Source organism: Sulfitobacter sp. SK012 (assembly GCF_003352085.1).
GTDB lineage: Bacteria > Pseudomonadota > Alphaproteobacteria > Rhodobacterales > Rhodobacteraceae > Sulfitobacter.
The window spans coordinates 4,476,138-4,499,888 of the sequence record NZ_CP025804.1; the positions used below are offsets into that span (position 1 = coordinate 4,476,138).

Below are 23,751 nucleotides of genomic sequence, written 5' to 3' on the forward strand. Positions count from 1 at the left end.
ACCACCATGGAAACGACTAACATTGTTGATTTTTCGCGTCGAGACGGGATCACGGACGCGCTGACGGATTTATTGAGAACAGGAGCGCAGCAATTGATCGCAACAGCCGTTGAAGCTGAGCTTGAAAGCTATCTGTCTCAGTTTACCACCGCGCGCACTGAGGCCGGTCATGCGACTGTTGTGCGCAATGGGCATCATCCCGAGCGCCCGTTCCAAACGGGCATCGGCCCCGTGAACGTGCGCATTCCCAAGGTTCGCTCAAAAAACGGCCAGCCCGTGACATTCCATTCGGCCCTGGTGCCACCGTACGTGCGCAGAACCAAAACGTTGGAAGCGGCCTTGCCATGGCTGTATCTGAAGGGCATCTCCAGCGGTGAAATGGGCTCGGCTCTCAAGGTTCTTCTGGGCCCTGATGCGGCGGGATTGTCGGCAAATACGGTCTCACGGCTCAAGCGCGATTGGGCCAACGAATACGGCGAGTGGAGAAAGGCAGCGTTGGACGATGAGCCCTTGGTCTACATCTGGGCTGACGGTGTCCACAGCGGCCTTCGGGGCGAGGATGACAAGCTCTGCGCCCTTGTGATTGTGGGGGTAACAGCCCGTGGCAAGAAGCGGTTCTTGGCTATTGAGGACGGGGTGCGCGAGTCCACGCAGAGCTGGCGCGAGGCTCTCCTCAGCCTCAAAAGCCGGGGAATGAACGCCCCGAAACTTGCTATTGGAGATGGTGCCATGGGGTTCTGGGCCGCCATAGATGAAGTCTATCCTGAGACCCGTCATCAACGCTGTTGGCAACACAAAACTATGAATGTGCTCAACTGTTTGCCCAAGCTGTCTCAGCCAAAGGCCAAAGCTGCGATCCACAACATCCGGCAGGCTGAGACCAAAGATGATGCGGGCAAGGCCTTAGATTTGTTCATCAAAACCTACGAACCCAAATACCCCAAGGCGACGCTGTGCCTGCAAAAGGACCGCGAGGAACTCATGGCATTCTTCGACTTTCCAGCACAACACTGGCAAAGCATCCGCACCAGTAATCCAATTGAATCCGCCTTTGCCACGATCCGTCATCGCACCAAACGATCAAAGGGCTGCCTCTCACGCGACGGCATGCTGCACATGATGTTCAAGCTGGGGCAATGCGCCGAGCAAAACTGGAGGAAACTACGCGGCTTTGACTACCTCGCCAAAGTCATCACCGGCGTCGCATTCAAAGACGGAATTGAAGCCACTGAAAACAGCCAGATCGCCGCATGACCAGAAACCCTTAAACACCAGATTTGACAATAACTCCGCCGCCCAAGAGGGCAGTGCCGATGGTGGGCTGATAAAATCCGCATAAAAGGTTCAATAGAGTTGTTTTGCCGCTGCTGTCGTTGCCGCATAAGACAACGAATTCTTTAGGATTAATATTGAGGGTGAGTTGCGAAAGTGCGGGACTGCTACTTGCATCGTAGCGTTTTGTCACGCCGTTCAAGCTTATTTGACCATTAAACGTTTTTTGATGACTCTGTGTGACACCTCGAACTAATTCCCCGGGGATAGCAAGAACGCGATCACTTTGCGCTTTGCTTTTTTGAAAACTGAAAATTTGAGGGATGCTCGCGTAAAGTGCTTGGAGCGGAGATAGAATCTTCCAGACGAGCGACATGATGGCAATAAGGGCTCCAAAGCTGAGATCACCGGCTATGGCACTTAGCGTCCCCAAGCAAACGGCACCAATTCCAGCGAAAGCCATCAAACTTTGACCAATGTTCTGAGACATCAGCTGACTAGCACTATACATCTGTGTTGATTTAGCTGCGGTGTCCATGAGAAAGGCTTGTTTTTCAATCCAGTGATTCCCCAATCCCAGGCGTTGAATAACGCGTTGGTGATTTGCAGCCTCGAAAACATGGGCCTGAAGCTCAGCGCCATGCTGGGATGCTGCGATCCCAAGCTTCTCTTGGACAGGTAAAAAGTAAAAAGTTGCAACGATAAAGATGAAAGCAAGTGCTGCGATCAGAAGCGCGACTTGTGGGGACAACCAAAAGAGTACGAAAAAGAATATGAACGTGAAAGGAAGATCAAGAACAGTTATGAGAAGCTGTCCTGTAAATACGTCTCTAAATGCTTCGAATTGCTTAAACCTTGCAAGCTGTTGCTCAACATCCGACTTTTTTATTTGGCCCACGGGCAGAGCCATGAGTTTTCGAAAAAGCGCGAGGCCAAGAGCTTGTTCCGTCTCTTTACCCATGTGCGTCAGTGCGCTTGACCGAGCGGTTCGGAACACTGCATCAGTCGCAATAAATACCAAGACGATAGTGACGAGCGAAAAGACAAGATCGGTGGAGCCAGATGGTATGACGCGGTCATAAATGACCATGATAAGCAAAGGGGTTGCTAAGCCGGTCAAGTTCGACATGAATGTTGCAAAGATCAACCACGGCATCAACGAGCGAAAACGATTCATCACGTCTGAGACGGAAATTGGTTTTTGATTGATATGCGTGCTATCAAATTTTTCAATTCGAATGATTTGACCGTGCAAGCGGTCTCGTTGCTCCAACTGGCAACGTCTTTCAGCTCACACAATCCCTTGCGGGGGACGTGTACATAGGCGACGGAGCGAGTGATACAGTTTACCGCCTGCGCGACCGAAACGGGAACGACAACGCGCAAGACGCGGGCGAAGCCACGGTTTGGTTTTCCAGCGACAATGCGAATGAATTTGCTTTAAACACCGCCAATGGCGTTGCCTTTGGAGGCGATGGCGCACTCTACGTCGTAGAGGCAGACACCAGGGGCAATCCCAGCGGTGATGTTGTGTATCGGACCAATGACGTGAACGGCGATGGTGATGCCAATGATGTCGGTGAAAGTTCTGTTTGGCTGGATCTCGGGGCTCTGGATGCCTCATCGTCTCCATTTGAAATCACCTTTGACGGCGACGCTGCATTTATCACTGACACAGCTGGAGGACGCCCGAGAATCTACAGGGCAGAAGATGCTGATGGAAACGGCACAATCGAAAGCGGCGAAGTTGTCGAATTTGTCGCGCAAGGCGATGCGCCCTTTGCACTTGCCCTGTCAGCCAGCGACGGCAATCTATTCGCACAGGATCTTTTTACAGACGGCTTGCTGCGGTACACAGATTTGGACGGGGATGGACTAATTGATCTAGCATCCGAGGCGTTCAATGTGTGGGATGCTACTGGCTTCACGGATGGGGCAATTTTTGACTTTGCTATTGATGGGGATCGCGGCTTAGTGCCAAGCAACCAGCTTGACGACAACGATACACTTCTGGCTCTGTTCGACACCAATGGCGATGGCGATTTCCTCGATCTAGGCGAGACGCAAACGTTCCTATTATTCAGTGAACAAGGTGTTTACCCACAAAGGCCGCGCTCTGTAGCCTTCTACAGCAGTGTCGCACCTGTACCTCTGCCCGCATCAATCCTGTTCTTGGCGGCGGCATTGGGCGGTCTTGGGATTTGGAAACGCCGCCAGAGCGCTTAGTACTTGGTGCGCTAGAGGATTTGAGGTCGCCACCTTATGCACCAAGTTGAGGAGATCGTATTTCGAAAACCTTCGGATTGACCGACAAACAGAATAATGTTCATCGCGCCTATTGATTTAATATGCGCGATGAACTCCACACTAAAATCGATCGTTTCACCCCTTTTCGCCGTTTGCTCCGAGATCACAGGGGATTAGGGTTTTGTCGCAAAGTTTGAGAATTTGGGCCTGCTTGCCCAGCTGTGATAGTTGCCGTCTTTGAGTTGGCGTTTATCGGTTCTCAAGAAAGTGGTAGGCCTCAAGGATTGTTTCTGCCAACCCGGCAAAGAAGTGTGGCGCTGACACATCAATCAGGCCGGTGGACACATCCTCCGTCTCGTCCGGTACATCCGCGGGCTGCGTCACTACGAACAGCGTGCTTTTGTTATTCAATAGTTCGCGATAGCTCGCCCCCGTCCCATGCTTCAGAACATTGATCGCCAAATAGTGCTGGTGAAGCCTATCGGCGAGGTCTGCTTGTCCGGCATCCAAGAGCGCTGCTTTTACTTTGCGTGACAGCGGACCGCGTTTGAAATGACGCTGCATCCGTGCTTCAAACACGGCGAAAATGTCCACGGCAGCCAATTCAATCGCGACAATTTCGGATGTCATCTCTTTGCTTTGTGCGTCCGACAGGGTTTGACCTTCTGAGAGGTTCAAAATTTCTGATATCCGTTCTTGGGACGCCTGTGCTGTGTTCTGCGCTGCGCGAACCAGTTCAGGTAAGTTCTGTGAGACTGCCAATGTTCGTCCTCCTAATGGTTACTTCCCCTTAAGCTAAAGGACCGCGAATGATAGGGGTGTTTGATCCCACCCAGGTCGCAGTGTGCATCATTCAGCTTAAAACCTAACGCAGTTTCCAGCCATAGATAGCCGTTACCACGAGCGTGTACGTCGCGAGCAGGACAACGTTCACAGGCTTTCCTGATAACATTGGCGTCTTGATCTGAGAGACATTAAGTGCTGCGATGCAAAGGCCGCTAATAGCGAGAATAATAAAAACCACAGGCAGGCTGAAAAAATCCGCAAACAGGATCAGGAACACACGGAAGATGCTGGTGCTATCAGCGGCCAACCCCGTGAACAACAAAATCCTAGCTCCCTTTTAGCAACCTAGATCATGCGCATGGGGCGGTATTTCTATTGATTCTGCTGAATAATCCCAAAGCAACAGCAAATTCCAATAAAGAAGCCTGCTATTTCAACATTCCAAGATTAAATATCTAATATCAAAAGGTAAAAGTGGTGACCCCGATTGGATTCGAACCAATAACCTGCCCCTTAGGAGGGGGCTGCTCTATCCAGTTGAGCCACGGGACCGCCACGGATCGTTTAACTTAGCTTGCTAGCTTTGTCATCGCCCGATTGGACAGTGCTTGATCGTTGCGCCCGCTTCGCGGTATCACAAAGATGTACCAGTCAGGAATTGCCCTTGTCCACGCCTTCAAAACGCCCGCTCACCCTCCGCGATGTATCCGAGGCATGCGGGGTTTCAGAAATGACAGTCAGCCGAGTGCTGCGTAAAAGCGGCGACGTCTCTGACGCAACCCGTGCGCGCGTGCTTGAGGCAGCCAAGACGCTGGGCTATGTGCCCAATCAGATCGCTGGATCCCTGGCCTCACAACGTGTCAATCTAGTGGCCGTCATTATTCCATCTTTGGGCAATATGGTTTTTCCCGAAGTTCTCAACGGCATCAATCAAGTTCTCGACAGCACACCGCTGCAACCCGTTGTCGGTGTAACGGATTATCTGCCCGAAAAAGAAGAACGGGTACTCTATGAAATGCTGTCTTGGCGGCCCACAGGGGTCATCATCGCAGGGGTTGAGCATTCCGAAGCGACACGGGCCATGCTGCACAATGCCGGTATTCCTGTCGTTGAAATTATGGACACAGATGGCAATCCAGTCGATGCAAACGTAGGTATCTCACACCGTCGCGCGGGGCGTGAAATGGCCAGTGCTATCTTGCGCGAGGGTTATGAACGGATTGGATTTCTTGGCACCAAGATGCCTTTGGACCACAGGGCTCGCAAGCGGTTCGAAGGGCTAACCGAAGGCTTGGCCAAGGCCGGCGTCGAAGTTGAAGACCGTGCTTTTTACTCCGGCGGTTCGGCACTCGCTAAGGGGCGCGAAATGACCCACGAGATGTTAGAGCGCTCTCCCGATCTCGATTTTCTGTATTATTCCAATGACATGATTGGTGCTGGCGGTCTCTTGTACTTGTTGGAAAAGGGCTACGATATTCCTGGCCAGATCGGTATTGCAGGCTTCAATGGCGTGGAGCTGCTGGACGGTCTACCGCGTAAGTTAGCCACAATGGACGCCTGCAGGGCCGAAATTGGCCGTGCCGCAGCAGAGATCATTCTGAGGCGTTCCGAAGGCGACGACGAGGACGCCGCGCCCGAACTCATCAAGTTGACGCCCAAGATCGCCTTTGGGGATACCTTGCGCCGCAACCAGCGAAGATGACCGGCCCAACCCTTAGCAACACCCAAGCGCGGCGGCTATTTTTAGACCGGCATGCCTTGACCGACGCACCTCACGGAAGCGCAAAGGGCCCGGAATTGCTGAGCTTGATTGAGCGGCTCGGCTTCGTGCAACTGGACAGCATAAACACAGTCGCACGGGCCCATGATCTTATCCTTTTCGCCCGTAAATCCCAATATAAGCCGCAGCATCTCAAGAAACTCTTCGAAGGGGATCGCGCCCTTTTTGAGCATTGGACACACGACGCCGCCATCATTCCTTTGGGCTATTACCCCTATTGGCAGATGCGCCGTGACCAAGATGCTGAACGGTTGCGCAAGCAATGGCAGAACGGACGCCGCGAAGGGTTTGAAGAACAATTTCAAGCCGTCTTGGAACACATCCGCACCCACGGAGCATGCGGATCATCCGACGTTGGAAAAGGCGAAAAACGTGGATCCGGTGGATGGTGGGATTGGCATCCGTCCAAGACTGCGCTGGAATATCTTTGGCGCAGCGGTGAGATTTGTGTTGTGGGACGTGAAGGGTTCCAGAAACGTTACGACCTGACTGAAAGAGTATTGAACGACGCGCTCTGCGATCCAGCACAAGCCCCGTCTGTTGAAGCCACCGTAGAATGGTGCTGCAACGGTGCACTTGACCGACTTGGATTTGCCACTCATAGCGAAATTGCAGCGTTTTGGGGGCATATTAGGCCTGCCGCTGCGCGCGCATGGTGCTCGGCTGAGCTAAAGGCGGGCCGCATTGTCGAAGTCCAGATAACTGGGGCGGACGGTCAGACCCGCGCCGCGTTTGCACGCCCCGATGTGCAAGACGATCCTGCTCTCAATACCAAACCAACCAACCGCCTGCGTGTTCTCAGCCCCTTTGATCCTGCGCTACGCGACCGCAAACGGGCGCAGCGGCTGTTTGGGTTTTCCTACCGTATCGAAGTTTTTGTCCCCGAGCCAAAGCGTATCTATGGCTACTATGTCTTTCCCATTCTGCAGGGTGATCAGATCGTCGGCCGCGTCGACATGAAGGCTTTCCGGGACCGCGATACGCTTGTGGTGCGGGCACTGTGGCCAGAACCGGGTATCAAATGGGGTAAGGGACGCATCGCTGCATTTGAAGCTGAGCTTCAACGCCTCACTCAGCTCGCCGGGGTTAGTAAATTCGAGTTCGGCGACGGTTGGTTGCGCGGCTCAGCTCAGCACCAATTCGGCTAGCTCTAGGGCTGCTGCTTGCAAGCGTGGAATATGGCCTGTCAGCGTCTCGAGACTGACTCGTTGGGTCGGCGCGTGTACAGACAGCGTTGCCATCAACCGCTTGTTGTCGTCCAAGATAGGCACCGCGACCGCGACCATGCCATCCATGAATTCTTCATTATCCGTTGAATACCCAGCGCTGCGGACAATCTCAATTTGCTCTTTCAAAGCATCTGGATCGGTCAAAGATTTGGCTGAGTGAGCCTCCAGCGTCGCAAGGTTGAGGTATTTGGAGAATAAACGCGGTGCCAGCGTCGACAGATACATCTTACCACTGGCCGTACAGTGAAACGGCACTTCCGTTCCAATAGGCAACTGAATGCGCAGCGGCCATTTTGTTTCAACGCGGTCCAGATAGATCATCGCGTGCCGCTCCGGCATCGCAATGTTGCAGGTCTCTCCGATCTCTTTGGCCAGTGCGTTCAACACCGTCAATCGGACCATCCGTACTCGTGCAGAAGACAGGACATTAACTGAGAGCTTCCGCAACCGCTGACCGGGGGCATAGGAGCGCCCATCAATATCGCGCTGTAAAAACCCTTCTTGTTCCAACGTATGGAACAGCCGGTGAATGGTTGGCTTGGGCAGACCCAAAGCCTCGTTCGCCGCCGTGGGTGTAGTGGGTTCTCCGACCCGCGCCAGTTCTTCCAACAGCAAGAGCAACCTTAGATTGGTTGGTATAGCTTTGTCGGACATACTAGCGTCAGGCATGGGTCGGAGACTTTCTTTTATCTACTCGGCAGGAGCACTAATGCTAGGTCAGGAATAAGTGCAACCAAAATCCACACACTGATCAAAGCGACAAGGTATGGAACGATGTACCTGAGCAGTCTGAAGTAGGGCACACCCGTTACGCCACTGGCCACATAGAGGTTCAGACCGTAGGGAGGCGTAATAAATCCAATCGAAGCACCAACAAGGAAGATCACCGCGAAGTGGATCGGATCGACCCCCACGGATGCAGCGATTGGGGCCAAGATAGGTGCGAGAATGATCGTTACGGGCAATGATTCTAGGATCATGCCGGTCACAAACACAATTGCCATCGATGTGAACAGAACAGCGTAGTAACCGCCCATGCCTGTCACAAATGCACCAATGAATTCCTTCGCGCCCAACGATGACATCACCTGTTGCATCGCAACAGATACGGCAATCAGCGGAACCAAGATACCGGTGATCTGCGCAGACCGCGAGACGATGTTTGGCAGGCTCAGCAAGGTAAAGCCCTCTACCACAAACATCGACGCAACGGACTTTTCTTCGACTGGCTTGTCGGTGCCATCACCCATGATCTTGTTGAGTGGATAGCTGATCATGCCAACGATGATACAAAAGCCGACTGTCACACCAGCGGCTTCGGTAGGTGAGAACTTACCAGAGTAAATGCCCCACAGAACCAGGCCGATAGCGAAGAAGCCCAACCATGCACCGATTGCTGTTTTGATCACACGCAGTGGCGACAGACGGATCAAGAAACCCCAACCGTTGATCGTACAGATGATGAAAGCTGCCGTCATCATGGCAAGAACCATCAACGCACCCGGCACGATACCAGCGATGAACAGGTCAGAAATTGGCAGGTTCAACAAGAACCCGTAGACGATAAAGATAATCGACGGCGGGATGATGATACCAACCGTACCACCCGCAGCAGCTGTTGCTGCCGAGAACCGTTCATCATAGCCACCTTTGACCATTTCAGGATGAAGCATCGAACCGATCGTTGCTGTGGTCGCTGAGTTGGACCCAGAGATCGCCGCAAACAGACCGCAGGCTGCAATGGCCGCCATGGCCAAACCGCCGCGCAACCACCCTAAACAGGAATAGGCAAAATCCGACAATCGTCGCGCAATTCCAGATTGGTTGATCAAATCCCCAGTTAAGATGAACAGGGGCATCGCCAAAAGAGCAAAGCCTTTGTTGAAAACGTTCAGCAGTTCGTTGCCCGTGTTGTCCAAGGGCAGGTCGATCACAAAGCTACAGCCGATCACCCAGTAGAAGATAACCAGCAACACTGGCGTACCCAGCATGAAGAAAATTGTCACAGCGATAGAAATAAGCGTAATCCAAGATCCATCGGTCATTAGACATCCCCCCCAATAACGGCTTGTTTGATAATTGGGTTTCCAGCTTTGAAATTGCTCCAATCTTCAAGCCAATTGCCGACCACGCGGCCTGACATCAAAGTAAACGCGATCGGAACAGTGATGTAGAACCACCACTTCATAACATCATCGACCCCATCCACCATCTGAAAGTTATCGGCAGAATACGCGGTGAACCGCAAAGAAGTTGTAATCGCAAGCAGGCAGAATCCAAGCCACAGAACAGCGTCTAGGCTCAACGTAGCCATCTGGCGCACTGGGCTCATCTTTGAGCGGAATTCGCTAAAGCTCAGGTGCGTGCGCAATTTTACGTTATAGGAACACCCGAACCACGCCATAATCATGAACAGGAACGGTGGGACCGTTGTAGATCCAGACCACTGGCTGGAGAATACAAACCGGTCGATTACACCCCAAAAGATGATCGCCGCGATCACAAGGTAAGCAACCACTGATATGCCGCGTTCTAGATGGCGTTCGATGAAGGGAACACTCTTGAACAAAAGATGCGCCAGGAAACCTCCAACCAGTGTCACAACGACCCCAAAAAGCCACATCCCATCTGAGTAAAATGCGGTCTTCATTTCCCATGGATCGCCAGACAGTATGGCAGGTATAACTGACCATGCTTCGGACAAAATCGACATAAATATCCCCCCTCTTCGACACTCAGTTGCGACCTGACTGCCAACGTTCGACGTCTGAAAAACGGCTAAAAAAAGGCCGACCCGCCATGTGCGGATCGGCCCAAGACTAGTTCAAGAAGTTTAGGACTTCCACCAGCGACGTGGTTCAACGTTCTCTGGCTTTGTGTCGCCGTCGATTGTGCGAACTTCGTCGTAGATTTCCTGATACGTATCACGGCCACCGGACCAGCCGTTCAGACGCTCACGCCATTGCTCCCACAACTGTGGTTGGAACTCTGGAGAACACATCATCTCCGCTTTCTTGATTTCCTCATCGGACAAGAATGCGTTGCGGACGTTGTTTTCAGCAAAGATTGTGCCTGGCAGCATTGGATCAGACTGGCCTACAGTTTTCACCAGTGCCGCTTCGTTCGCTGCCTGAACGTGCGTTTGCGCCCAGTAGGAAGATTCCATAACCGCGTCCTGCAGATCGCCGGACAGACCATCGAATACAGATGCGTTCATGGAAGTAGCTTCTGTACCGCAGAAGAAGTTCAAGTGAACAGACTGGGATACAACTGGTGACATGTTGGCGTATGCAACCGCAGATGCCCATGTTTCCGCGCCATCAATCAGGCCTTGCTTCAGACCGTCGAGTGTTTCTTCCCATGCGACTGGAACCGGGTTCAGATTCATGGCTTCCATCGCGATGCGACCAAGCTGTGTACCTGTAACGCGGTTTTTCGTGCCAGCGAGTTGCTCTACGGATGTAACCGTTGGCTTATCTTCCCATGCCAGACCCAACTGGATGCCACGCAGTTCAGCGTGAGAGAACAACAGCTTCAGGCCGTGACGCTTTTCATAAGGCTCGCGTAGCAGTGCTTGGGACGCGGGTGAATACAAGAAGTGGTACTGATCCGCGCGGTTACGGAACATGTATGCATAGTCCAGCACGTTCAAGTAAGGTGCACCACCAGCGGAGTTCTGTGTGGAAGCCGCATAGAAATCAACGATGCCTTGCTGACATTTCTCAACGCATGACGTCTGACCACAGATTTGGTTGTCGCCGATAAACTCGATGCGGATCTCACCATCTGTACGTGATTCCAGGTCGCGACAGAATTCCAACGCGCCCGCGCGTTCGATCAAAAGGTTCCGTGCGTTAAAGCCAGACGCGCCGAATTTAAACGTATGCTTTGCTTCTTTAGTGAAGCGTTTGTCATACGTGGTTTCTGCGGCGTTCGCGAGATTCGCGAGGCTCATCACGCCACCAGCACCGCCGGCTGCCAACAAAGTTGAGCTCATGCCATAACGCCCTGCGACCTTGAAAAGGTCCCGGCGCGAAATGCCCTTCAGTCTGTTCTGTATACTCATTTTAGTTCCTCCCGTTAAGTGTTTCTCGATTATTGAGACTTTTTGTTTCAAAAAACACTAGTATGAAATACTGCTTCTGTATAGAATTTTTTTACAATATCCGGGAGAATGTGAAATGGAAGCAGATTTCATCGTCGTTGGTGCCGGCTCCGCAGGGTGCGTGCTGGCCAGCAGATTGAGTGCCGACCCAAAGAATAACGTCATCCTTCTTGAAGCTGGCGGGCGCGATCTGAACCCGTGGATTCACATCCCCGTCGGTTACTTTAAGACCATCCATGACCCCAAAGTCGATTGGTGTTACAAGACTGAACCCGATCCTGGCCTGAACGGTCGCTCCATCGAATGGCCCCGCGGCAAGGTTCTGGGCGGGTCTTCTTCGCTGAATGGCCTTCTCTATGTCCGAGGACAGCCGCAAGACTACGATCGCTGGCGTCAGATGGGTAACGCCGGTTGGGGCTGGGACGATGTGCTTCCCTTGTTCAAGCGGGCTGAGAAAAATGAACGCGGTGCCGATGAGTATCACGGCGACCAAGGCCCACTGTCGGTCTCAAACATGCGCATTCAACGCCCGATCACCGATGCTTGGGTCGCCTCTGCGCAGGCGGCTGGCTACAAGTTCAATCCAGATTATAACGGTGCGGATCAGGAAGGCGTGGGCTTCTTTCAGCTAACTTCCCGCAATGGGCGCCGCTGCAGCAGTGCTGTCGCTTATCTTAACCCCGTCAAGTCGCGACCAAACCTCCAGATCATCACGCATGCTCAGGTCGAGAAAGTCGTGATCGAAGACAAACGAGCCACAGGCGTTGTTTACACAGATCGCTCTGGCAAAAAACAAACCGTCACTGCGCGGCGCGAGATCATCTTGTCCGGCGGCTCCATCAACTCACCTCAAATACTGATGTTGTCGGGCATTGGTGAAGCGGATCAACTGGCAGAACACGGCATCGAAGTTGTGCAGGACCTGCACGGCGTCGGCAAGAACATGCAAGACCACCTGCAAGCGCGCCTCGTCTATAAATGCAACGAGCCCACTTTGAATGATGAAGTTGGGTCATTGTTTGGCCAAGCCAAGATCGGGCTGAAATACCTGATGTTCCGCGCAGGCCCCATGACCATGGCCGCTAGCCTTGCAACTGGGTTCATGAAAACTCGCTCCGATATGGAGACGCCTGACATCCAATTTCATGTACAACCTTTGTCGGCAGAAAACCCCGGCAAAGGTGCTGACAAATTCTCGGCGTTTACGATGTCCGTGTGTCAACTACGGCCCGAAAGCAAAGGCGAAATCAGGCTGTCATCTGCTGATCCGCGCACCTATCCAACCATCCACCCCAACTATCTGGCCACCGAAACGGACTGCCGCACCATCGTTGAGGGTGTGAATATTGCCCGCCGCATTGCACGTCATGCGCCGCTGACCTCGAAGATTTCAGAGGAATACCGGCCGCATGCAGACCTCGATATCAACGACTATGACGCCACGTTGAATTGGGCGCGGGACAACACCGCATCGATTTACCACCCAACTGGTACCTGTAAAATGGGCAACGGCAAATCAGCTGTGGTTGACGCGCGCCTGCGGGTGCACGGCATCCAAGGACTTCGTGTCGCCGATTGCTCTATTATGCCAGAAATCGTCTCAGGCAACACCAACGCGCCCGCCATCATGATTGGAGAAAAAGCCAGCGATCTGATTCTCGAAGACGCGCGCAGCTGACTGCAGACCAGTTGGCAGAGGTCCCCTGCAACGAACAACGTTTACAATTTATCAACATTTTATTGACGTGATGTCAAATTGTGCCAGTATGCGCTCAAAGGAATCGTCACTCATGCTGCCACCCTTGTGTAAATGTCTGCGCCGATGAAGCGTCATGTCGCCGTGATCGGCGCAGGAATCGTCGGCGTATCGTCAGCCATTTGGTTGAAACGCGCAGGGGCAGATGTAACGCTGGTTGACCGCGCAGCACCCGGTTCAGGCACATCCCACGGCAACGCAGGCGTGCTGGCCGCCTGCTCTATGGTGCCTGTGACCGGTCCGGGGTTGGCCCTAAAAGCTCCAGGCATGGTCTTTGATAAAAACTCTCCCTTGTTCGTGCGTTGGGGATATCTGCCACGGATGCTGCCATGGCTGCGCGATTACCTGAAGCACGCCAACGACACCGATACGCGGCGCATCGCACGTGGTCTGACCCCCATCGTTAGTGACACTGTGAGCCAGCACAAATCCCTTTGCGCAGATCTTGGGCTCGAAGATTGGGTCCAGGACAGTGACTACTGCTTTGCCTACACTGATCGACGCGCCTTTGACCTTGATCACTATACTTGGGCCCGCCGTGCAGAAGCCGGGTTTGTACCCGAACTGATCGAAGGTGCGAACGTCCACGATGTTGAGCCCTCCCTGAGCAAAGATATTGGCTGCATCGCAATGTTGCGTGATCACGGCTTTATTCGGGATCCCGGCGAATACGTTAAGGCACTTGCGATGGCCTTTCAGGATATGGGCGGAAAATTTCGCGGAGCCGACGTACAGGACTTCGACTTAAGCAGCGGTAAAATTACCGGGATTGAGACCAGCCAAGGCCGCATTGATTGTGACGATGTGGTGCTGGCAACCGGTGTCTGGTCCAAACCCCTGATGGCCAAACTAGGCCTGAACGTCCCGCTCGAATCCGAGCGCGGCTACCACATTGTTTTTAAAAATGCCCAAGGCGGCCCAACCCGGCCCATTATGATCGCGAGCGGAAAATTTGTGGCGACTCCCATGGAGCAAGGTCTCCGCTGTGCAGGTATCCTCGAATTCGGTGGGCTTGAGGCGGGGCCGTCCAAAGCCCCCCTTGCCCTGCTCCGTCAACAGGCAAAATCTGCGTTTCCTGAACTTACCGCCACCGATGAAATAGAATGGCTGGGGCACAGACCCGCCCCCAGCGACAGCCTGCCGCTTATTGGGCAAGTTGGGACAAGTCGGGTCTACACAGCCTTCGGGCATCACCACATTGGCTTGACGAGTGGCCCAAAAACGGGTCGCCTGATCGCAGGGCTGATTACGGGGCAGCCTCATAATACTGATCTGACCCCTTACGAACCACAACGTTTCGGAAACATACCGAATTAAAAACCAACCGGGAGACTACCATGAAAATGACGACCAAACTCATGAGTTGTGCGGCCACAGCCGCCATCGCACTGACAGGAGCAGCACCTGCCTTTGCCGCTGAAAAATGGGACATGCCGATGGCCTATTCGGCCTCCAACTTCCATTCAGAGAATGGTGTCGAATTTGCTCAATGCGTCACATCAGGCACCCAAGGTGAGATCGAAATCACCGTGCATCCGGGTGGTTCGCTGTTCGCGGGCGCAGACATCAAACGCGCTATTCAAACTGGCCAGGTTCAGATTGGTGAGCGTCTGCTCTCAGGTCACCAGAACGAAGACGCGGTCTTTGGCTTTGATTCAATCCCTTTCCTCGCGCCATCTTTTGATGCCAGTGGTAAGCTGTGGGAAGCAGCCAAGCCCAAGATCGAATCTGTCCTAGAAGAGCAAAACCTGCACCTGCTTTATAATGTGCCATGGCCGCCACAGGGGCTCTACTTCAAGAAAGAAGTGAACTCGGTCGCCGATATGGCAGGAATCAAGTTCCGCTCATACAACAACACCACAGCGCGTTTGGCTGAGTTGACCGGCATGGCCCCCGTTACGATTGAGGCCGCTGAAGTCAGCCAAGCCTTTGCAACGGGTGTTGCTGAATCGATGATCTCGTCCGGTGCAACGGGCTATGACCAGAAGGTTTGGGAAAGCCTGACGCATTACTATGAGGTCGATGCTTGGTTGCCGCGCAACTACATCATGGTGAACGGCGATGTCTGGAAAGGCGTCTCTGACGCCAACAAGGGTATCATTACCGGCTGCGCAGATGAAGCTGCGGCACGTGGTTTGGATAAATCCAAATCTTACACTCAGTTCACCTACGACGGGCTGAGAGAAGGCGGCATGATCGTGCAGCCCGCAGGCGACGAATTGATGTCGGGTCTGCGTACCGTAGGTGACACCATGACAACCGAATGGTTGGAGGCCGCCGGCGTAAACGGCCAGGCCTTGGTCGACGACTACAAAGCGATGCAGTAATCGCACTTCGCGGCGGCCCGGACATTCGGGCCGCCGCATTTTTCTTGTGACTCCGAGGAGAGCGTTCACATGACAGCCTTGCGCAAAATTCTTGACGGTATCTACCTTGGCGCAGGCGCACTTGCCGCGCTTTGCCTCGTTGCTATTCTGGCGCTGATCGTTGCGCAGATGGTCGCGCGCTGGACTGGAGCCGTGTTTCCCGGTGCCGCGAGCTATGCAGGATACGCCATGGCCGGAGCGAGTTTTTTTGCCTTTGCCAACGCTCTCAATCGAGGCGCTCATATCCGCGTATCGATCCTTCTCAATTCACTCGCGAAGGGCCCTAAGCGGCTTCTGGAAATTTGGTGTTTTGGCCTTGCTGCCGCGATCGCATGGTACTTCACCTATTACGCCTATTGGTTCGTCTACTGGTCGTGGAAGTTCAGCGAAGTCAGCCAAGATCAGGACGCTACTCTGCTGTGGATTCCACAATCCGTGATGGTCATTGGCGGGGCAATCCTTGCAATCGCACTCACTGACAACCTGCTTTACGTCATCTTCAAGGGAGAGCACCGCATTACGCGTGACCTTGTCGATGAAAGCTTTGGGGAATAACCAAATGACCGAACTTTATGCGATTGTTCTCTTCCTCTTTGTCCTCTTTTTCTTGCTTGGTACCGGCGTCTGGGTTGGCCTTGCCCTAATGGGTGTTGCTTGGGTCGGGATGGAACTTTTCACCACCCGCCCCGTTGGGGACGCCATGATCACTACGATCTGGGCAAGCTCATCATCTTGGACGCTAACGGCCTTGCCGCTGTTCATCTGGATGGGCGAGATCCTATACCGAACGCGATTATCAGAAGATATGTTCAAGGGCCTCTCTCCTTGGCTTGCAAAGCTTCCCGGTGGTCTGGTCCACACCAACATCGTGGGCTGCACAGTTTTCGCCGCCGTCTCGGGTTCTTCAGCCGCAACGCTGACCACTGTTGGTAAGATGTCGATCCCCGAACTCCGCAGCCGCAACTACCCTGAAAAGATGATCATCGGCACGCTCGCAGGAGCCGCAACCTTGGGCCTGATGATCCCGCCGTCACTGGCCCTGATCGTCTATGGCGTGACGGTCAACGAGAGCATCACCAAGTTATTCTTTGCCGGTGTTATGCCCGGGTTGGTGCTGGCCGTAATGTTCATGGGCTATGTGGCCATCTATTCTATGGTCTCTAAAGACTGGAACCCCACACCAGAGCCGCAGATGACGTTTGGCGAAAAACTCGCAAATTCACGTTTTCTTTTGCCTGTCTTTGCGCTGATCACGGTTGTGATTGGGTCGATGTACCTCGGCTTTGCTACCGCAACAGAAGCCGCCGCAATCGGCGTTATCGGCGCGCTTGTGTTGGCTATGTTTCAGGGATCGCTCAATTGGGACAGCTTTCGTGAAAGTCTGATGGGCGCGATGCGGACTTCCGCTATGATCGCCTTGATCCTCGCCGGAGCGGCATTCCTCAAGCTCTCTATGGGCTTTACCGGCCTGCCCCGCGCATTGGCAGATGGCATCGCGGCAATGGAGCTGACACGCTTCCAACTCCTGATGGCGCTGTTGGTGTTCTATATCATTTTGGGCATGTTCCTTGATGGAATATCTTCGGTCGTTCTGACAATGGCCGTGGTTGAACCGATGGTACGCGGAGCCGGGATCGACCTGATCTGGTTCGGCATATTCGTTGTGGTCGTCGTCGAGATGGCACAAATCACGCCGCCCATTGGGTTCAACCTCTTTGTCATCCAAGGCATGACGGATCACGAGATGGGCTACATCACCCGTGCCGCCCTGCCGATGTTTGCAATCATGGTGCTGATGGTCTTTGTGCTGATCTGGTTTCCAGAACTTGCAACGTGGTTACCGGATAACCTGCGCAAAGGTCCGGTCTGACGGTGACACATGGGGTGGATGCTATGTCTTTGTTCGAAACACGCACGCTTGTGTCTTGTCGCCGGCCTGATGGCTGGCGCATTGCTCCCGCAGTTGGCAAGAGCACTGCAGCCGTGGTTGCCGCAGATGGTCGCTATTTTACTGACTGTCACCGCCCTGCGGATCGGGCATCGTGCAGCACTCGGGGCAGCGCACGACTTGGCTTGGGGCTTGGGCGCAGTTTTTGTCTTGCAACTGGCACTTCCACTGGTCTGCTACGCCGCGTTGTGGATGCTGGGGCTGACACAAACGCCCGCGGCCCTTGCGCTTGTTTTGGTCGCCGCAGCTCCGGCAATTTCGGGCGGGCCAAACCTCGCTTTGCTCCTTGGTCAAGACGCGGGCCGCATGATGCAAATCTTGGTGTTGGGCACGGCAGCCTTTCCGGTGACGGTCTTGCCGGTCCTCGCGCTCTTTCCTCAATTGGGGCCGCCGACCGAAGTCATTCAAAGCGCCCTTGCGGTATTGGTCGTCATCGTTATTGCAACGCTTCTTGGGTTCGTCCTGCGTGCCCGGATTTTTCCACACCCCAACGCACGGCAAGTCCAAACCTTGGACGGCGCATCCGTTATCGCGTTCTCTGTCATCGTTGTCGCACTCATGGCCCCATTGAACGCAGCTGTTCGAGCAGACGCATCATCGGTGCTGCTGTGGGCGATCTTCGCTTTTGCGATCAGCTATGGGTTACAATTCACAACCCTAATTTGCCTACGGAACTCGCGTCTGCGCCCCGTCGCAGGACCGCTTGCCATCGGCGCAGGCAACCGCAATATCGCACTTTTCCTAGTCGCGCTGCCGCCAGAAACGATAGCACCACTGTTGATCTTCATCGCCTGCTGGCAATTGCCGATGTACCTCACCCCCTTGCTGCTGCCCCGTCTCTATCGTTGGGCTTTGCCCCATGACTGATTTTCCACAAATCCGCAGTGTTGGAATGTCCGGTATGCTTGTGCAATTTGCGGAAAAGGTGAGCGAGCCTGCCAACCGCGCAGCCCTCGCTTTTCGCGCCGCATTGCAGGCAGCTGAGTGGTCCGAAGTCACGGAAACGAGCACCTCTTTGGTTTCAACTTTTATTGCCGTCGATTTGGCGCGTACCGCCCCACAGGCGATGACCGCAAAGCTACAAGCTCTGCTCGCTGCGCAAGATTGGTTTCACGCACCACTCCCCGCAGGCCGAACATTGTGGCAGGTTCCTTGCGCCTATGACGAAGCCCTCGCGCCACAATTGATAGAGGCTGCAGAGGCCGCAGGCGTTAGCCCTGAGCAGGCAATCAAGGAACTCTCCACGTCTCGTGTCCGTGTTCTTACAATCGGATTTGCCCCGGGCCAGCCTTATATGGGCGAGTTGCCAGAACACTGGAACATCCCCCGCCAGCAAACCCTAACCAAATCCGTACCACCCGGCGCTCTTGTGGTCGCAATCCGCCAGTTGATCGTGTTCACCAATGCATCGCCGACCGGCTGGCGGCATGTGGGTCAGACAGCCTTTCAGACATTCCGACCGGAGGCAGAAATGCCCTTTGCCCTCTCTCCGGGAGACGAGCTTTGCTTTCCCGCCGTCACAGCCAACGAACTGCGTAAAATCACCGCCAAAGATACATCTGGCAACGGTGGCGCGCAGCAAGAGGCCCTGACATGAGCGGTACTCTCCACGTCACATCTGCTGGACCCTCAATCACGATTCAGGATCAGGGTCGATTGGGATACCTGTCACAAGGCCTCAACAAGAGCGGTGTCGCCGATACAACTGCTCTGTTTGAAGGTGCCGCTTTGCTCGGCCAATCGAGCGAACTTGCCGCGCTTGAGATGGTAGGCATGGGCGGGACGTTTCACAGCGATACCGACAGCCGCATCGCCCTGACTGGCGCGCCAATGTCCGCAAGCATTGATGGAACGCCCCTGACCTGGAACGCAAGCCACGCACTGCCTGCAGGCGCAAAACTGGTCATAGGGGGGGCGCGTGTGGGAACTTATGGATACCTTCACGTTGGCGGAGGCATCGACGGCCCCGTTAGAATGGGTTCGCGAGCGACCCATATCAGCGCGGGCCTTGGCGCGGCTATCGCTCTTGGAGATGCCCTGCCAATAGGCAAGGATAAATCTCAGACCACAGGCAACGCCCTCCCACAAGAAGAGCGCTTTGATGGGGGTCAAATCCGTGTTGTTGCATCCATGCAAACCGATCTGTTTGAGCAAGACGTTCGCGACCGTTTCAACCAAACCCAGTTTCGCCGCGACCCTCGGGCAAACCGAATGGGCGTTAGGATGGACAGCGACGAGGGTGGCTTCTTTGCAAATGATCAACTCAACATCCTGTCTGAAATTATCGTGCCCGGTGACATCCAAATTACCGGCGATGGCACACCCTATGTCCTAATGTGCGAATGCGGCACCACGGGAGGCTACCCGCGGATTGGCACGGTGATCCCGTGCGATTTGAATAGGGTGGCCCAAGCACCTGCGGGGGCAACTTTGTGCTTTTCTTTTGTGTCGCACAGAGAGGCCGAAGCCGCAGAGCGTCAGGCAAGCACAGAGCGCAAAATGTTGGCCCAACGCATCTACCCGCTTGTGCGGGACCCGCACACCATGCGGGACTTGTTGCGCTATCAATTGGTCAGCGGCGCTATATCCGCCACCGCTGACCCTTTCGCCGAGGAGAACTGAAATATGATCCGTGTAGACCTGAACGCCGATATGGGCGAAAGCTTTGGGCCGTGGACGATGGGCGATGACGCGAGCCTATTGCAAACCGTTACTTCGGCAAATGTCGCCTGCGGTGGGCATGCCGGTGACGCCGACACCATGGCCGCGACAATGACCATCGCGCATCAAAATGGTGTCGGGATCGGAGCGCACCCCGGGTTCATGGACCTCGCTGGTTTTGGGCGCAATCGTATGTCAGTTCCACGCGCGACGCTGCAAAATCAGATCCGCTATCAGGTTGCAGCCAGTACCGGCATGGCGCGGAGCATTGGTGCAGAGGTACGGCATTTGAAGCTGCACGGTGCGCTGGCCAACATGGCTTCAGAAGACGAAACGCTGGCGCGTGATTGTTATGAAGCAGCTCTTTCCGTCGCACCTAATTTGATTGTCATGGTGTTGGCGGCAACTGCGCAGCAGCACGCCGTCGAGGCTTTGGGTTGCACTTGGGCAGGTGAAATATTTGCTGATCGCGCCTACAATGATGATGCAACACTGGTCGACCGGTCCCTAGCTGGTGCAGTGATCCATGATCCGCTGGTAGCAGGTGCGCGTATGGTTAAGATGGTTCAGGCCGGTGCAATCATCACAGAAAGCGGCAAACAAATTCCTGCTGCAATCGACACGATCTGCCTGCATGGAGACACGCCAACTGCCGTAGAAATTGCCCGGTCCGTTCGTGCAGCACTTGAAGGCGCGGGCATTACCGTTGAGCGTTTCCCCGGCCGAACCAACCCTGCATCAACCTAACTAACGCAGGCCCCGTCTTTGGGCCCTGCGTTCCGTTTTGTTGTGTTCAGACCAGTGTCGCGTCTGTCGCGGCGCGCAGGTCTGCTTCGGTGACGCCTTGGGCGCATTCCACAATGCGCAGGCCGCCTTCCACCACGTCGAGCACGCCTAGGTTTGTGATGATCCGGTCCACAACTCCCGCGCCGGTCAGCGGCAGGGTGCATGCCTTAAGGACCTTGCTGTCGCCGTGCTTGTTGGCGTGGTCCATCACCACGATCACACGGCCAACGCCTGCGACCAGATCCATCGCACCGCCCATGCCTTTGACCAGCTTGCCGGGGATCATCCAGTTGGCGAGGTCGCCATTTTCTGCCACTTCCATTGCACCCAGAATGGCCGCTGCGATCTTGCCGCCGCGGATCATGCCAAAGCTGGTCGCGCTGTCAAAATAAGCGGTGCGGTCCAGCTCGGTGATGGTCTGCTTGCCGGCATTGATCAGATCGGCGTCTTCGTCACCCTCGATCGGGAACGGGCCCATGCCAAGCATCCCGTTCTCTGACTGCAGCGTGATGTCCTTGTCGCCGACGTAATTGGCCACCAGCGTCGGGATGCCGATCCCGAGGTTCACATACATGCCATCGCTCAGCTCTTCGGCGGCGCGGGCCGCCATCTGGTTGCGGTCCCAGCCCTTGAGTGCATCGGCCATTATACGTCCTCCCCCTTGGGTCTGGTGGTGCGCTGTTCAATGCGCTTTTCATGTGTCCCCTGAATGATGCGGTGCACATAGATGCCGGGCAGGTGGATATGGTCGGGGTCAAAGGTGCCGGTGGGCACAATCTCTTCGACCTCAACAACACAGACCTTGCCGCACATGGCCGCTGGCGGGTTAAAGTTGCGCGCCGTCTTGCGAAAGATCAGGTTGCCAGTGGCGTCGGCTTTCCACGCCTTGATGATGCTCAGATCCGCAAAGATGCCCTCTTCGAGGATGTAATCCTGGCCGTCCCAGTTCTTCACTTCCTTGCCATCCGCGATCACGGTGCCGACGCCGGTCTTGGTGTAGAACCCCGGAATGCCGCAGCCGCCCGCGCGCATCCGCTCAGCCAGCGTGCCTTGTGGGTTGAACTCCAACTCGAGCTCGCCCGAGAGATACTGGCGCATAAATTCCGCGTTCTCGCCCACATAAGAGCTGATCATTTTCTTGACCTGACGCGTCTGCAGCAAGATCCCAATGCCAAAATCATCAACCCCCGCATTGTTGGACGCAAACGTTAAATCCTTGGTCCCCGCATCCCGGATCGCCGACAACAGCAACTCAGGAATGCCGCACAACCCAAATCCACCAGCCGCGATAAACATCCCGTCGTGCAAAAGCCCTTCAAGTGCCGAAGACGCACTCCCGTAAATCTTGTTCATGCTGTACCCTTTCGAAGGCCTAAAATTTCACGCGCTTGCTGCCAGCTTGCCACGGGGCGCGCGTATTTCTCGCAGATTTCCGCCGCCATTTTGACCAGCGCAGCGTTGGACGGGGCCAGCGTGTTGCGATCTAAACGCACGTTGTCTTCTAATCCTGTCCGCGCATGGCCCCCATTTGAAATGGCCCATTCGTTCAACTCAAGCTGCTTGGCACCGATCCCAGCGGCGCACCATGGGGCATCCTCGCCAAACAAGCGGTGCACCGTCTTGAGGTAAAAATCAAACACATCACGGTCGACGGGCATGGCGTTTTTCACACCCATCACGAACTGCACATACGGCGTATCTTTGATCTGGCCATTGTCGTGCATTTCTTTGGCCTTGAGGATGTGGCTGAGGTCAAAGGCTTCGATTTCTGGCTTCACGTCATGTTCGATCATTTCGGACGCCAGCCATTCCACCAACTGCGGCGGGTTCTCATAGACGCGAGTTGGAAAGTTGTTTGACCCAACAGTGAGTGACGCCATATCGGGCGACAGCGGCAGCATACCGCCTCGTTCATTGCCAGCCCCTGAACGGCCACCCGTTGAGAACTGCACAATCATACCAGGACAGTGTTTTTCCAAACCTTCTTTGAGACGCGCGAATTTCTCCGGATCACTGGAGGGCGTCTGGTCGTCGTTGCGCACATGGCAATGGGCAATCGCGGCACCAGCTTCAAAAGCCTCATGGGTGCTTTCGATTTGCTCCGTCACGGTGATCGGGACTGCGGGATTGCTCTCCTTTGTGGGAACTGACCCAGTAATGGCGACGCAAATGATGCAAGGTTTGGTCATGGTCTGCCCTCATATGTCAAAAAAGATGGTTTCACCTGCACCTTGAAGGCGGATATCGAAACGGTAGGTTCCGCCCCCTTCCGCCTGCGCAAGCAAGGTTGGAATACGGTTTTGATGTTCAATCCGGGTCAAGATTGGGTCTTTGGCATTCGCGTCGGCTTCATCAGCGAAATACATACGGGTATGTAGACCGATGTTGATGCCCCGCGCAACGACCCAGAACGTAACATGCGGTGCCTGCAATCGGCCGTCAGGGAACGGCACACGTCCTGGCTTTATCGTCTCGAAAACAAACTCACCCGTGTCCATGTCGCCCGGGGACCTCCCCCAGCCGGTAAAATTCGCATCGGCAGCCCCGCACACCTCTGAGGCAGCGTTGTGCAGGCCATTTGCATCGGCCTGCCATATTTCAATCATTGCGTCCTTTAAGGCGGCATTCATGCCGTCAAACACGGTGCCGCGGATGGTAATCTCTTGGCCTTTGACCGGGCCAGTTTTCATCGTGGCCCCCAGGTCGCTGCCATAGATATCAATGCCAGCGAAATTCGGCGTGCATCCGATATGCACGTATGGCCCGGCAGTTTGTGATGGGGATTCGTAAAAAGCGTTGAGTTTCTGTGTCATAT

Annotated in this window: 24 protein-coding genes and 1 tRNA gene; 13 read left to right on the forward strand and 12 right to left on the reverse strand. The window is 54.5% G+C overall.

What is annotated here, in order from left to right; genetic code table 11:
• Window positions 1-6: 6 nt before the first annotated feature.
• Window positions 7-1,254, forward strand: coding sequence for an IS256 family transposase (locus C1J03_RS21805; RefSeq protein WP_114887356.1), 1,248 nt, complete (start codon window positions 7-9; stop codon window positions 1,252-1,254).
• A 10-nt stretch (window positions 1,255-1,264) separates the two neighbouring features.
• Here C1J03_RS21805 and C1J03_RS21810 read toward each other — a convergent pair whose 3' ends face one another.
• Window positions 1,265-2,545: an ABC transporter transmembrane domain-containing protein gene (locus C1J03_RS21810; RefSeq protein ID WP_254694129.1), complete on the reverse strand. Its 1,281-nt coding sequence runs from the start codon at window positions 2,543-2,545 to the stop codon at window positions 1,265-1,267.
• Window positions 2,546-2,586: 41 nt separating this feature from the next.
• On the opposite strand from C1J03_RS21810, the gene C1J03_RS21815 reads away from it, so the two are divergent.
• Window positions 2,587-3,498, forward strand: coding sequence for a VPLPA-CTERM sorting domain-containing protein (locus C1J03_RS21815; protein ID WP_114888492.1), 912 nt, complete (start codon window positions 2,587-2,589; stop codon window positions 3,496-3,498).
• A 270-nt stretch (window positions 3,499-3,768) separates the two neighbouring features.
• Here C1J03_RS21815 and C1J03_RS21820 read toward each other — a convergent pair whose 3' ends face one another.
• The 3 genes from C1J03_RS21820 to C1J03_RS21830 form a co-directional block, all read right to left on the reverse strand.
• Complete coding sequence (locus tag C1J03_RS21820; protein WP_114888493.1) at window positions 3,769-4,281, reverse strand: hypothetical protein; 513 nt, start codon at window positions 4,279-4,281, stop codon at window positions 3,769-3,771.
• Between the two features lie 103 nt (window positions 4,282-4,384).
• Entirely contained in the window at window positions 4,385-4,627 is a 243-nt protein-coding gene (locus C1J03_RS21825; protein WP_114888494.1) for a hypothetical protein, read from the reverse strand.
• Window positions 4,628-4,780: 153 nt separating this feature from the next.
• Window positions 4,781-4,857, reverse strand: a tRNA-Arg gene (locus C1J03_RS21830).
• 112 nt (window positions 4,858-4,969) lie between these two features.
• Between C1J03_RS21830 and C1J03_RS21835 the strand changes: the two genes are divergently transcribed.
• Complete coding sequence (locus C1J03_RS21835) at window positions 4,970-6,007, forward strand: LacI family DNA-binding transcriptional regulator (protein ID WP_114888495.1); 1,038 nt, start codon at window positions 4,970-4,972, stop codon at window positions 6,005-6,007.
• Window positions 6,004-7,233, forward strand: a complete 1,230-nt coding sequence (locus C1J03_RS21840; RefSeq protein WP_114888496.1) for a winged helix-turn-helix domain-containing protein — start codon at window positions 6,004-6,006, stop codon at window positions 7,231-7,233. Before C1J03_RS21835 ends, C1J03_RS21840 begins: the two co-directional genes overlap by 4 nt.
• Here C1J03_RS21840 and C1J03_RS21845 read toward each other — a convergent pair.
• The 4 genes from C1J03_RS21845 to C1J03_RS21860 form a co-directional block, all read right to left on the reverse strand.
• A complete protein-coding gene (locus C1J03_RS21845; protein ID WP_114888497.1) occupies window positions 7,210-7,983 on the reverse strand; it encodes an IclR family transcriptional regulator in 774 nt (257 codons plus the stop codon). The genes C1J03_RS21840 and C1J03_RS21845 overlap by 24 nt on opposite strands.
• Window positions 7,984-8,000: 17 nt before the next feature.
• Entirely contained in the window at window positions 8,001-9,359 is a 1,359-nt protein-coding gene (locus C1J03_RS21850; RefSeq protein WP_114888498.1) for a TRAP transporter large permease, read from the reverse strand.
• Window positions 9,359-10,027, reverse strand: a complete 669-nt coding sequence (locus C1J03_RS21855) for a TRAP transporter small permease (protein WP_114888499.1) — start codon at window positions 10,025-10,027, stop codon at window positions 9,359-9,361. The genes C1J03_RS21850 and C1J03_RS21855 overlap by 1 nt, the downstream gene beginning before the upstream one ends.
• Before the next feature lie 120 nt (window positions 10,028-10,147).
• Window positions 10,148-11,380: a TRAP transporter substrate-binding protein gene (locus C1J03_RS21860; RefSeq protein WP_114888500.1), complete on the reverse strand. Its 1,233-nt coding sequence runs from the start codon at window positions 11,378-11,380 to the stop codon at window positions 10,148-10,150.
• Between the two features lie 115 nt (window positions 11,381-11,495).
• Between C1J03_RS21860 and C1J03_RS21865 the strand changes: the two genes are divergently transcribed.
• The 9 genes from C1J03_RS21865 (at window position 11,496) to C1J03_RS21905 (ending at window position 20,897) form a co-directional block, all read left to right on the forward strand.
• Window positions 11,496-13,097 (forward strand): GMC family oxidoreductase, encoded by a 1,602-nt coding sequence (locus C1J03_RS21865; RefSeq protein ID WP_114888501.1) that lies wholly within the window; start codon window positions 11,496-11,498, stop codon window positions 13,095-13,097.
• Window positions 13,098-13,241: 144 nt separating this feature from the next.
• Window positions 13,242-14,492: an NAD(P)/FAD-dependent oxidoreductase gene (locus C1J03_RS21870; RefSeq protein ID WP_114889143.1), complete on the forward strand. Its 1,251-nt coding sequence runs from the start codon at window positions 13,242-13,244 to the stop codon at window positions 14,490-14,492.
• Between the two features lie 20 nt (window positions 14,493-14,512).
• Window positions 14,513-15,502: a TRAP transporter substrate-binding protein gene (locus tag C1J03_RS21875; protein ID WP_114888502.1), complete on the forward strand. Its 990-nt coding sequence runs from the start codon at window positions 14,513-14,515 to the stop codon at window positions 15,500-15,502.
• Between the two features lie 69 nt (window positions 15,503-15,571).
• Window positions 15,572-16,096: a TRAP transporter small permease gene (locus tag C1J03_RS21880; RefSeq protein WP_114888503.1), complete on the forward strand. Its 525-nt coding sequence runs from the start codon at window positions 15,572-15,574 to the stop codon at window positions 16,094-16,096.
• A gap of 4 nt (window positions 16,097-16,100) precedes the next feature.
• On the forward strand, window positions 16,101-17,411 hold the full coding sequence (locus tag C1J03_RS21885; protein ID WP_114888504.1) for a TRAP transporter large permease: 1,311 nt from the start codon (window positions 16,101-16,103) through the stop codon (window positions 17,409-17,411).
• A 126-nt stretch (window positions 17,412-17,537) separates the two neighbouring features.
• On the forward strand, window positions 17,538-18,356 hold the full coding sequence (locus tag C1J03_RS21890) for a hypothetical protein (RefSeq protein ID WP_254694130.1): 819 nt from the start codon (window positions 17,538-17,540) through the stop codon (window positions 18,354-18,356).
• Window positions 18,349-19,086 (forward strand): 5-oxoprolinase subunit B family protein, encoded by a 738-nt coding sequence (locus C1J03_RS21895; protein ID WP_114888506.1) that lies wholly within the window; start codon window positions 18,349-18,351, stop codon window positions 19,084-19,086. The genes C1J03_RS21890 and C1J03_RS21895 overlap by 8 nt, the downstream gene beginning before the upstream one ends.
• Window positions 19,083-20,111, forward strand: coding sequence for a biotin-dependent carboxyltransferase family protein (locus C1J03_RS21900; RefSeq protein ID WP_114888507.1), 1,029 nt, complete (start codon window positions 19,083-19,085; stop codon window positions 20,109-20,111). Before C1J03_RS21895 ends, C1J03_RS21900 begins: the two co-directional genes overlap by 4 nt.
• Before the next feature lie 3 nt (window positions 20,112-20,114).
• Window positions 20,115-20,897: a LamB/YcsF family protein gene (locus C1J03_RS21905; RefSeq protein ID WP_114888508.1), complete on the forward strand. Its 783-nt coding sequence runs from the start codon at window positions 20,115-20,117 to the stop codon at window positions 20,895-20,897.
• A gap of 46 nt (window positions 20,898-20,943) precedes the next feature.
• Here the strand turns inward: C1J03_RS21905 and C1J03_RS21910 are convergent, their stop codons facing one another.
• From C1J03_RS21910 to pcaG, 4 genes are read right to left on the reverse strand one after another with little or no spacing between them, the layout of a single operon-like run.
• Window positions 20,944-21,582, reverse strand: a complete 639-nt coding sequence (locus C1J03_RS21910) for a 3-oxoacid CoA-transferase subunit B (protein ID WP_114884850.1) — start codon at window positions 21,580-21,582, stop codon at window positions 20,944-20,946.
• Window positions 21,582-22,289 carry a CoA transferase subunit A gene (locus tag C1J03_RS21915; protein WP_114884852.1) on the reverse strand — a complete coding sequence of 236 codons (708 nt, stop codon included), beginning with the start codon at window positions 22,287-22,289 and terminating at the stop codon, window positions 21,582-21,584. Before C1J03_RS21915 ends, C1J03_RS21910 begins: the two co-directional genes overlap by 1 nt.
• Entirely contained in the window at window positions 22,286-23,125 is an 840-nt protein-coding gene (locus tag C1J03_RS21920) for a 3-keto-5-aminohexanoate cleavage protein (protein ID WP_114888509.1), read from the reverse strand. Before C1J03_RS21920 ends, C1J03_RS21915 begins: the two co-directional genes overlap by 4 nt.
• A gap of 9 nt (window positions 23,126-23,134) precedes the next feature.
• Window positions 23,135-23,749 carry a protocatechuate 3,4-dioxygenase subunit alpha gene (pcaG, locus tag C1J03_RS21925; RefSeq protein ID WP_114888510.1) on the reverse strand — a complete coding sequence of 205 codons (615 nt, stop codon included), beginning with the start codon at window positions 23,747-23,749 and terminating at the stop codon, window positions 23,135-23,137.
• Window positions 23,750-23,751: the final 2 nt, after the last annotated feature.

Bases quoted from the DNA above. Each gene is read 5' to 3' on its own strand.
- C1J03_RS21805 (WP_114887356.1), top strand. From the start codon at position 7: ATGGAAACGACTAACATTGTTGATTTTTCGCGTCGAGACGGGATCACG.
- C1J03_RS21840 (WP_114888496.1), top strand. From the start codon at position 6,004: ATGACCGGCCCAACCCTTAGCAACACCCAAGCGCGGCGGCTATTTTTA.
- C1J03_RS21845 (WP_114888497.1), bottom strand. From the start codon at position 7,983: ATGCCTGACGCTAGTATGTCCGACAAAGCTATACCAACCAATCTAAGG.
- C1J03_RS21850 (WP_114888498.1), bottom strand. From the start codon at position 9,359: ATGACCGATGGATCTTGGATTACGCTTATTTCTATCGCTGTGACAATT.
- C1J03_RS21855 (WP_114888499.1), bottom strand. From the start codon at position 10,027: ATGTCGATTTTGTCCGAAGCATGGTCAGTTATACCTGCCATACTGTCT.
- C1J03_RS21860 (WP_114888500.1), bottom strand. From the start codon at position 11,380: ATGAGTATACAGAACAGACTGAAGGGCATTTCGCGCCGGGACCTTTTC.
- C1J03_RS21865 (WP_114888501.1), top strand. From the start codon at position 11,496: ATGGAAGCAGATTTCATCGTCGTTGGTGCCGGCTCCGCAGGGTGCGTG.
- C1J03_RS21870 (WP_114889143.1), top strand. From the start codon at position 13,242: ATGAAGCGTCATGTCGCCGTGATCGGCGCAGGAATCGTCGGCGTATCG.
- C1J03_RS21875 (WP_114888502.1), top strand. From the start codon at position 14,513: ATGAAAATGACGACCAAACTCATGAGTTGTGCGGCCACAGCCGCCATC.
- C1J03_RS21880 (WP_114888503.1), top strand. From the start codon at position 15,572: ATGACAGCCTTGCGCAAAATTCTTGACGGTATCTACCTTGGCGCAGGC.
- C1J03_RS21885 (WP_114888504.1), top strand. From the start codon at position 16,101: ATGACCGAACTTTATGCGATTGTTCTCTTCCTCTTTGTCCTCTTTTTC.
- C1J03_RS21890 (WP_254694130.1), top strand. From the start codon at position 17,538: ATGGTCGCTATTTTACTGACTGTCACCGCCCTGCGGATCGGGCATCGT.
- C1J03_RS21895 (WP_114888506.1), top strand. From the start codon at position 18,349: ATGACTGATTTTCCACAAATCCGCAGTGTTGGAATGTCCGGTATGCTT.
- C1J03_RS21900 (WP_114888507.1), top strand. From the start codon at position 19,083: ATGAGCGGTACTCTCCACGTCACATCTGCTGGACCCTCAATCACGATT.
- C1J03_RS21905 (WP_114888508.1), top strand. From the start codon at position 20,115: ATGATCCGTGTAGACCTGAACGCCGATATGGGCGAAAGCTTTGGGCCG.
- C1J03_RS21910 (WP_114884850.1), bottom strand. From the start codon at position 21,582: ATGGCCGATGCACTCAAGGGCTGGGACCGCAACCAGATGGCGGCCCGC.
- C1J03_RS21915 (WP_114884852.1), bottom strand. From the start codon at position 22,289: ATGAACAAGATTTACGGGAGTGCGTCTTCGGCACTTGAAGGGCTTTTG.
- C1J03_RS21920 (WP_114888509.1), bottom strand. From the start codon at position 23,125: ATGACCAAACCTTGCATCATTTGCGTCGCCATTACTGGGTCAGTTCCC.
- pcaG (WP_114888510.1), bottom strand. From the start codon at position 23,749: ATGACACAGAAACTCAACGCTTTTTACGAATCCCCATCACAAACTGCC.